Source organism: Vibrio sp. V39_P1S14PM300 (assembly GCF_009904765.1).
Taxonomy (GTDB): Bacteria; Pseudomonadota; Gammaproteobacteria; order Enterobacterales; family Vibrionaceae; genus Vibrio; species Vibrio proteolyticus.
The window spans coordinates 1-7752 of record NZ_WXWP01000168.1; the positions used below are offsets into that span (position 1 = coordinate 1).

A 7752-nucleotide genomic window follows, 5' to 3' on the forward strand; every position below is an offset into this window, starting at 1 on the left:
CTTTTTGCTCCACGCTACCGCCTTCTTTCGTTAACCAAAAGCATCTGCACGGTAACACATAACAATATGAAATACTGTTAGTTAGTACATTATTCGGTGATATCGGTATCGCAATTATGTCGCCAATATCCCTTTAATTCTTCGCTGCGGTTACAATGACAAAAACTGGATAAATAAACAGGTAAATTCATGAAATCGCAGTTTCTCTTGTACATCAAAGACTACATGCGTTCTAGGCACTACTCAAAGCGCACTATCGAAGCATACATCATATGGATCAGCGACTTTATTCGGTATCACAATATGGCTCATCCTCGAACCCTACATGATAAAGAGGTTGAGCTATATTTGACGTACCTTTCGGCGCAGCGCAACGTTGCAGCTAAAACACAGGCACTTGCTCTCAACGCAATTCAGTTCTTATACCGGGAGATTCTCAAAGAACCCTTGTCTTTAGAAATGAGGTTTCAGAAGTCCGGAAGAGATAAGAAACTCCCAGTAGTCCTGACTCATACTGAAATGAAACGCTTTGTTGCTCATATCGATCCAAAATACGAACTGCAGATAAAACTATTGTATGGCTCTGGCTTACGTTTGATGGAGTGCTTACGATTACGAATTCAAGATATAGACTTTGATTACGGCGCTCTCAGAATCTGGCAAGGGAAAGGTAATAAGAACCGCGTTGTGACACTCGCAAGGGAACTGTATCCTCAATTAGAGCATCAAATGCAGATGGCCAAAAAATACTACAACAAAGATATCAATACTCCGGGTTACGATGGCGTAGCGCTTCCGTTTGCCTTACGAGAGAAATATCCCGAAGCTCACCTTGAATTCAACTGGCATTTTTTGTTTCCGTCGCTAAAAACATCCTGCAACCATGAAACTGGTTTACTTAACCGCCACCACATGAATGAGAGTGTCATTCAGCGATGTGTGAAACGAGCAGCGAGAGATGCCAATATCAACAAAATAGTTTCATGTCATACATTGAGGCACAGCTTCGCTACACACTTACTCGAAGCTGGTGCAGATATTCGCACAGTACAAGAACAGCTTGGGCACAGTGACGTCAGAACGACTCAAATATATACGCATGTATTAGAGAGAGGAGCCAGTGGCGTATTGAGCCCACTTTCGAGACTCTAAATGAAGCAGTAAGGCAATAAAAAAGGAGAGCCTGAGCTCTCCCTTTTCTTAAACCTAAAACTGCAAATTAAAGAGCAGCTTTTGCTTTTTCAACAAGTACTGCAAATGCAGCTTTGTCGAATACCGCGATGTCCGCAAGGATCTTACGGTCGATCTCGATAGATGCTTTCTTAAGACCGTTGATGAAACGGCTGTAAGACAGACCATTTTGACGAGAAGCAGCGTTGATACGTGCAATCCACAGTTGACGGAATTGACGTTTCTTGTTGCGACGGTCACGGTAAGCGTATTGACCAGCTTTGGTTACTGCTTGGAAAGCTACGCGGTATACGCGAGAGCGAGCACCGTAGTAACCTTTAGCTTGTTTCAGAACTTTCTTATGACGTGCACGAGCTTGTACACCACGTTTTACGCGAGGCATTATGTCTCTCCTAAACTAAACGATAATTAAACTAAAAAGAATTAAGCGTATGGCATCATACGAACAACTGCAGCAACTTCACATTTTGGAAGAATTGAGTTTGGACGTAGTTGACGCTTGTTCTTAGTAGTACGCTTAGTCAGAATATGACGTTTAGTAGCGTGCTTGTACTTAATACCACCAGCAGTTTTCTTGAAACGCTTAGCAGCACCTTTGTTGGTTTTCATCTTAGGCATGATGAATAACTCCGCATTGTAGTAGTTTAATAAACAATGTAATTAGGGCGAACAAAACCCAACCGTCTGAAACGGCTGGGTTTCAATTACTTTATGAGCCGCTAATTACTTCTTTTTAGGGGCTAACACCATGATCATCTGACGACCTTCAATACGGCTAGGAAAAGATTCTACTACAGCAAGTTCTGCAGTATCTTCTTTTAAGCGGTTTAGAACGTCGACACCGATGTCTTGGTGTGCCATCTCACGGCCACGGAAGCGAATTGTTACCTTCACTTTGTTGCCTTCTTCAAGGAAACGCGTCAGGTTGCGTAGTTTTACCTGATAGTCTCCAATATCAGTTCCAGGTCGGAATTTTACTTCTTTAATCTGGATCTGCTTTTGCTTCTTCTTCTGCTCTTTTTGAGCTTTGCTCTTCTCAAACAGGAATTTGCCATAGTCCATCACACGACAAACAGGTGGCTCGGCGTTAGGGCTAATCTCTACGAGATCCATACCAGCTTCTTCGGCTGCTGCCAGTGCTTCTTGGATTGAAACAATACCTACAGATTCACCGTCAGCGCCAGTTAAACGAACTTCACGAACGCCACGAATTTCACCGTTCAAACGGTGCTGGTTTTGTTTGGCCGGTTGTTGGCCGCGTCTTCCGCCTTTAATAGCTTATTCCTCCAGATTGAGCTTACGGCTAGAAACCTCGGTTTGGATGTACGATATCAGATCATCCACTTTAAACTTACCAAGGTCCTTACCTTTACGAGTCCGTACTGCAATTTCACCGGCTTCCATCTCTTGGTCGCCACAAACCAGCATATACGGGACACGCTTCAATGTATGTTCGCGGATTTTAAAGCCAATCTTCTCATTTCTCAAGTCTGCTTTTGCTCTAATTCCACATTTTTGTAGTTTTTGAGCAACTTCCTGAGCGTAATCAGCTTGTTTGTCCGTAATGTTCATAACGACAGCTTGCTCTGGCGCCAGCCAAGTTGGGAAGAATCCGGCATACTCTTCGATAAGAATACCGATAAAGCGCTCCAGCGATCCCAAGATAGCGCGGTGAATCATCACCGGAACCAGACGTTCGTTGTTTTCACCCACATAAGTCGCACCCAGGCGGCCCGGCAGGTTGAAGTCAAGCTGAACCGTACCACATTGCCATGCGCGATCCAGACAGTCGTACAGGGTAAATTCGATCTTTGGACCGTAGAACGCACCTTCGCCTTCCTGAATTTCGAATGGAATTTCCATCGCTTCCAGCGCTTTCTTCAGTGCTTCCTCTGACTGGTCCCAGATTTCATCCGAACCCACACGTTTTTCCGGACGAGTGGACAGTTTAACAACGATGTTGTCAAAGCCGAACGTCTGGTATGTGTCGTACACCATCTTGATGCAGTTAGTCACTTCTTCCTGGATCTGACTTTCAGTACAGAAAATATGCGCATCGTCCTGCGTGAAGCCACGTACACGCATGATGCCATGCAGTGCACCAGACGGCTCGTTACGGTGACAAGAACCGAACTCCGCCATACGTAGCGGCAAATCACGGTACGATTTCAGGCCCTGGTTGAAGATCTGCACGTGACCTGGACAGTTCATTGGCTTCAGCGCGTAATCACGGTTCTCAGAAGATGTCGTGAACATCGCTTCTGCGTATTTGTCCCAGTGACCAGAACGCTCCCACAGCACGCGATCCATGATCAGCGGGCCTTTCACTTCCTGGTAACCGTACTCAGTCAACTTTTCACGAACAAACACTTCCAGATCACGGAAAATGGACCAGCCGTTATGATGCCAGAACACCATGCCCGGTGCTTCTTGCTGCATGTGGAATAGATCCAGCTGTTTACCGATCTTGCGGTGATCACGCTTGGCCGCTTCTTCCAGGCGAGTCAGATGCGCTTTCAACGCTTTCTTATCGTGGAAAGCCGTACCATAGATCCGCTGCAGCATCTTGTTGTCACTGTTACCACGCCAGTACGCGCCGGCCACGTTCAACAATGTAAAGTGCTGACAAAAGCCCATATTTGGGACGTGCGGACCACGACACATGTCAATGTATTCTTCGTGGTGGTACAAACCTGGGCGATCGTCGCGAGACACGTTTTCGTCCAGGATTTCCATTTTGTATGGTTCGCCGCGAGATTCAAAAGTATCGCGCGCTTCCTGCCAGCTGACTTTCTTTTTGATAACCTGATATTTGGTTTTCGCCAGCTCTTTCATCCGCTTTTCGATCTTTTCCAGATCTTCTTGCGTCAGCGATTGCTCCAAATCGATATCGTAGTAAAAACCACTGTCGATCGTCGGGCCAATAGCCATTTTCGCTTCAGGATACAGCTGTTTCAGTGCATGCCCCAGAAGGTGAGCACATGAGTGGCGAACGATTTCCAAGCCATCGACTTCATCTTTCGCGGTAATAATTTCCAGGCTGGCGTCTTCTTCAATCAGATCACAAGCATCGACGCGATTGCCGTTCACACGACCCGCAATGGTCGCTTTAGCGAGACCCGGTCCAATCGACTGAGCGACTTCAAGAGTAGAAACTGGATTATCAAATTGACGTTGACTGCCGTCAGGAAGAGTAATAATTGGCATACTATGTCCTTTACAGTGGTGTTGCACACCAAGCAACACGTGTTGGTTTTATGCTTTAAGGGAAAGTAGCGAAAAGCATTTGATTTAAAACATGAACAATGCAAGCTTTGATACAAATACAGATGCATCATGACAAGCATCCGGCCATTCTAAACGAATTGAGGAAAATAACAATCGACGTCACAGTTTTGATTTGAATATGGTTTCGGTCAGAAATTAGAAAGGCACTTCCACTTGCATCAGAACATCACCGTCATACTGGTTGTGCCAACGGTAGTCAAACCGCATGCGTGGCTTACCTGCCTGTTTGTCTCCTAAGCCCACACTGAACTGCAACCCATGATTGATGATCCACTCCCCTGCCTGCATGTCGTGCATCCGATCTTCGACTTCAGAGGGCAGCCAAATTCCGACACCAAAGTAGTTGGATTCCAGGCTTTGGGTAAGCAGTGGGTTGGTGTCATCGAGAGTAATCCAGTCGTTCCAGTATTCACTCTCCGCATCATCTTGTGGATCTTCACTGAGCAGCGACAGTTGCTCAAGCTTCTCTGTCGCGTAATCCACGCCTTCTTGAAAGGAGAAACACACGCCCGCGGGCGAATGAAACATGACTGAGTCATTATCTGAGGCATAAGGCGGGTCAAACAGATCACACGCCAGCGTGAATCCGGGGAATAAAGCTATCCATACAACGCTCAGCTTTATAGACATAACCCACCACTAATTCATTGATAATATCTTTTTTCACGCAGTGCTTCGGCCACCGATGGCGTCGTAAGATGCTCAACCGATCTCGCCTGCGTGATCGCGTCACGAATATCCGTGCTACGAATCGCCACTTTTTGTGGGCACGACATCACAGACCAACGCTGCGTAATTTCATCTGCTTTATAAAACTTAGCAAAGTTGAACAGATTATCCGGCCCCATCACGAATGTTAATTCAGACAAGGGAAAACTTTCTTGTAAACGAGACAAGACTGCGTAGGTCGTCACACTCTCTCCCGGTTGATGCAGTGCTTCTTCAATATCTGAACGAGCAACGTTGTCCAGAGCCATATCTTCAATGAATAGATCCACCAGCTCACATCGCGCACCATAATCGAGCATCTCTTTGCCCCACGCGTGGGAGATACTCGGTATCAGCAGCACTCGGTCAAAATGGCTGAGAGACGCAATCACACTTTGATGACCCAGACTCGGCGGGTTAAAAGCGCTCCCAAACACGGCGATTTTGGTCATTTTATTACCTTGCACATTGTGAAAACTATGATCACAGTTTTCTAATTTTTCGAATTCGGTATGATACTAGCATTGAAATTAAAACATAATTTGCTTGCAGGAAGGAAACCTAATGGAACAGATGATCCGAAATGAGATGCGAGTTCTGCCATCTATCGATCCCCAGTTCGAGATTACCCGTCGAATCGAATTTATCAAACGTAAGTTGCTTGAATCTGGCTGCAAATCACTGGTTTTGGGTATTAGTGGCGGCGTGGATTCAACCACGTGTGGACGTCTGGCTCAATTGGCCATTGAACAGCTCAATGCCGAAACCGGTTCAGGCAACCATCAGTTTATTGCCGTTCGCCTTCCATACGGTGAGCAGAAAGATGAAGACGAGGCGCAATTAGCACTCTCTTTCATCAAGCCGACTCACTCTGTTTCGGTGAACATCAAAGGCGGTGTTGATGGCACGCACGCCGCTACGCATGCGGCTTTGGAAGGAACAGGACTGATTCCTTCAGATCTTGCCAAGGTGGACTTCGTCAAAGGCAACGTCAAAGCCCGTACCCGCATGGTGGCACAATATGAGATTGCGGGTTACGTTGGCGGCCTGGTGCTGGGTACCGATCACTCCGCAGAAAACATTACCGGCTTTTACACCAAGTTCGGCGATGGCGCGTGCGATTTAGCTCCTCTGTTTGGCCTGAGTAAACGTCAGGTGCGTGAAGTGGCCGGCGCGCTGGGCGCACCAGAGCTGTTAGTGAAAAAAACGCCAACGGCGGATCTTGAAGAGCTCGCACCACAAAAAGCGGACGAAGAGGCGCTGAGCCTGAGCTACGATCAAATTGATGACTTTCTGGAAGGCAAACCGGTTGACACCTATGTGGTTGAGCGTCTGGTACGCATCTACCAAGCCACTCAGCATAAACGTCAACCGATCCCGACGATTTACGATTAACCCGTCTGCTCGCAGACACACAAGCCACCCGACATTGGGTGGCTTTTTGATTGGTTTGCACTGCGATGTTATGCCAAATAATCAGCCATTCCAAAGTGTCCATTCAATCGAACTCAGCCCCGCAATAAATACGCCCAAAGCCACTATCGCAGCAAATAAGTTCGCGCATTTACTGAATCGGGTGGCGTTAACATCATCCAATGACGCAAATGCAATAATCGCAATGCTGGCTGGCGCCAGGTATTCCCAAAATTGTTTGGTCTTTAACTGCTCCGGAACGGTATAAGCCAGAAAACCAGCCAGAGCCAGAATCAACGCAATCGTGAAGCCAGCGAACCAGGCGCCCAATCGATATGGACGCACGTCGTCCTGCCCTTCCAGACCTTGGATGGTTTTAAAGGCGCCAAACCGTCTGCCTTCGGTAAAAGAGGCTGTCTCGAAGGAACATTGACCACAACGATTCCGACCAGCAAGGTATTCAACCGCATCGGCTTTTGCACTGTGATTAGAATCCCCGCTATCCACCACACCCAATACCCGGTTATGTTGCTTATTGTGTTTACATGTCTGCTTAATTAATTGCTTCATGGGAGGACTGTCCGTTAGTCTGCATCTCGGATGCCGAATTGGATTTCAATCACATTGTCCGCGGAACCTGGACCGAACCATTGGTGGTAAACTTCGCGGCTCTCTCCGGTCAACTCATAGCCTTCAGCTTTGATGGCTTCGAGCAGCGGACGGTAACCATGTTCGAACAACCCCGACAACTCACCACTGTACTGACGAGTCGCACAGCGAAACGCTGGCAGTGTGTGGTACTCAGCCTGATGCGCTAATGCTTCAGGGCCGTCGCCAACGACAGGAAGACAGAACTCAATCTCGAATTCCGATTCCGTGTCGTCCGGCAGACCATACGAAACAAAATGCCACGGACCGGTCACCGTTAACGCCGAACGGTCAATAATATCCAATATGGCGCTGCAGCAGTCCTGACTGACATGCCCAACTTCAGGCAGAGTCAGGTGTTTACGAATACACAGCACAGTCCCTAACGTTGTTTGTTTTACGTCCACAACAATTCCTCTTACTATTTTTTAGAGATAGGCGACAGACAATTCATCACCCACTCATTTATTTATTTTTTGCACGGTTACTCTGCTGATCATGATC

10 protein-coding genes are annotated in these 7752 nt (G+C 47.0%); 2 read left to right on the forward strand and 8 right to left on the reverse strand.

Annotated features, from left to right (window positions below):
- Positions 1 to 189: 189 nt before the first annotated feature.
- The gene (locus CAG65_RS08310; protein ID WP_161453322.1) at positions 190 to 1152 is read left to right on the forward strand and encodes an integron integrase; all 963 of its coding nucleotides are present in this window, start codon (positions 190 to 192) and stop codon (positions 1150 to 1152) included.
- A gap of 67 nt (positions 1153 to 1219) precedes the next feature.
- On the opposite strand, the gene rplT is transcribed toward CAG65_RS08310, so the two are convergent.
- From rplT to CAG65_RS08340, 6 genes are all read right to left on the reverse strand, one after another.
- Complete coding sequence (rplT, locus tag CAG65_RS08315) at positions 1220 to 1573, reverse strand: 50S ribosomal protein L20 (protein ID WP_004401084.1); 354 nt, start codon at positions 1571 to 1573, stop codon at positions 1220 to 1222.
- 41 nt (positions 1574 to 1614) lie between these two features.
- Positions 1615 to 1809: a 50S ribosomal protein L35 gene (rpmI, locus tag CAG65_RS08320; RefSeq protein ID WP_021706458.1), complete on the reverse strand. Its 195-nt coding sequence runs from the start codon at positions 1807 to 1809 to the stop codon at positions 1615 to 1617.
- Positions 1810 to 1914: 105 nt separating this feature from the next.
- Positions 1915 to 2466, reverse strand: a complete 552-nt coding sequence (infC, locus tag CAG65_RS08325) for a translation initiation factor IF-3 (RefSeq protein ID WP_081693195.1) — start codon at positions 2464 to 2466, stop codon at positions 1915 to 1917.
- Positions 2467 to 2469: 3 nt separating this feature from the next.
- The gene (gene thrS / locus CAG65_RS08330) at positions 2470 to 4398 is read right to left on the reverse strand and encodes a threonine--tRNA ligase (protein ID WP_161453323.1); all 1929 of its coding nucleotides are present in this window, start codon (positions 4396 to 4398) and stop codon (positions 2470 to 2472) included.
- A 216-nt stretch (positions 4399 to 4614) separates the two neighbouring features.
- Positions 4615 to 5007, reverse strand: a complete 393-nt coding sequence (locus tag CAG65_RS08335) for a hypothetical protein (RefSeq protein ID WP_161453324.1) — start codon at positions 5005 to 5007, stop codon at positions 4615 to 4617.
- Between the two features lie 116 nt (positions 5008 to 5123).
- On the reverse strand, positions 5124 to 5639 hold the full coding sequence (locus tag CAG65_RS08340; protein WP_161453325.1) for a nicotinate-nicotinamide nucleotide adenylyltransferase: 516 nt from the start codon (positions 5637 to 5639) through the stop codon (positions 5124 to 5126).
- Between the two features lie 112 nt (positions 5640 to 5751).
- Here CAG65_RS08340 and nadE point away from each other — a divergent pair, with 112 nt between their 5' ends.
- A complete protein-coding gene (gene nadE / locus CAG65_RS08345) occupies positions 5752 to 6582 on the forward strand; it encodes an ammonia-dependent NAD(+) synthetase (protein WP_161453326.1) in 831 nt (276 codons plus the stop codon).
- A gap of 81 nt (positions 6583 to 6663) precedes the next feature.
- Here the strand turns inward: nadE and CAG65_RS08350 are convergent, their stop codons facing one another.
- Positions 6664 to 7170, reverse strand: a complete 507-nt coding sequence (locus CAG65_RS08350) for a hypothetical protein (RefSeq protein WP_161453327.1) — start codon at positions 7168 to 7170, stop codon at positions 6664 to 6666.
- A 14-nt stretch (positions 7171 to 7184) separates the two neighbouring features.
- Positions 7185 to 7655 carry a GyrI-like domain-containing protein gene (locus CAG65_RS08355; RefSeq protein WP_021706465.1) on the reverse strand — a complete coding sequence of 157 codons (471 nt, stop codon included), beginning with the start codon at positions 7653 to 7655 and terminating at the stop codon, positions 7185 to 7187.
- Positions 7656 to 7752: the final 97 nt, after the last annotated feature.

Bases quoted from the DNA above. Each gene is read 5' to 3' on its own strand.
- CAG65_RS08310 (WP_161453322.1), top strand. From the start codon at position 190: ATGAAATCGCAGTTTCTCTTGTACATCAAAGACTACATGCGTTCTAGG.
- rplT (WP_004401084.1), bottom strand. From the start codon at position 1,573: ATGCCTCGCGTAAAACGTGGTGTACAAGCTCGTGCACGTCATAAGAAA.
- rpmI (WP_021706458.1), bottom strand. From the start codon at position 1,809: ATGCCTAAGATGAAAACCAACAAAGGTGCTGCTAAGCGTTTCAAGAAA.
- thrS (WP_161453323.1), bottom strand. From the start codon at position 4,398: ATGCCAATTATTACTCTTCCTGACGGCAGTCAACGTCAATTTGATAAT.
- CAG65_RS08335 (WP_161453324.1), bottom strand. From the start codon at position 5,007: ATGTTTCATTCGCCCGCGGGCGTGTGTTTCTCCTTTCAAGAAGGCGTG.
- CAG65_RS08340 (WP_161453325.1), bottom strand. From the start codon at position 5,639: ATGACCAAAATCGCCGTGTTTGGGAGCGCTTTTAACCCGCCGAGTCTG.
- nadE (WP_161453326.1), top strand. From the start codon at position 5,752: ATGGAACAGATGATCCGAAATGAGATGCGAGTTCTGCCATCTATCGAT.
- CAG65_RS08350 (WP_161453327.1), bottom strand. From the start codon at position 7,170: ATGAAGCAATTAATTAAGCAGACATGTAAACACAATAAGCAACATAAC.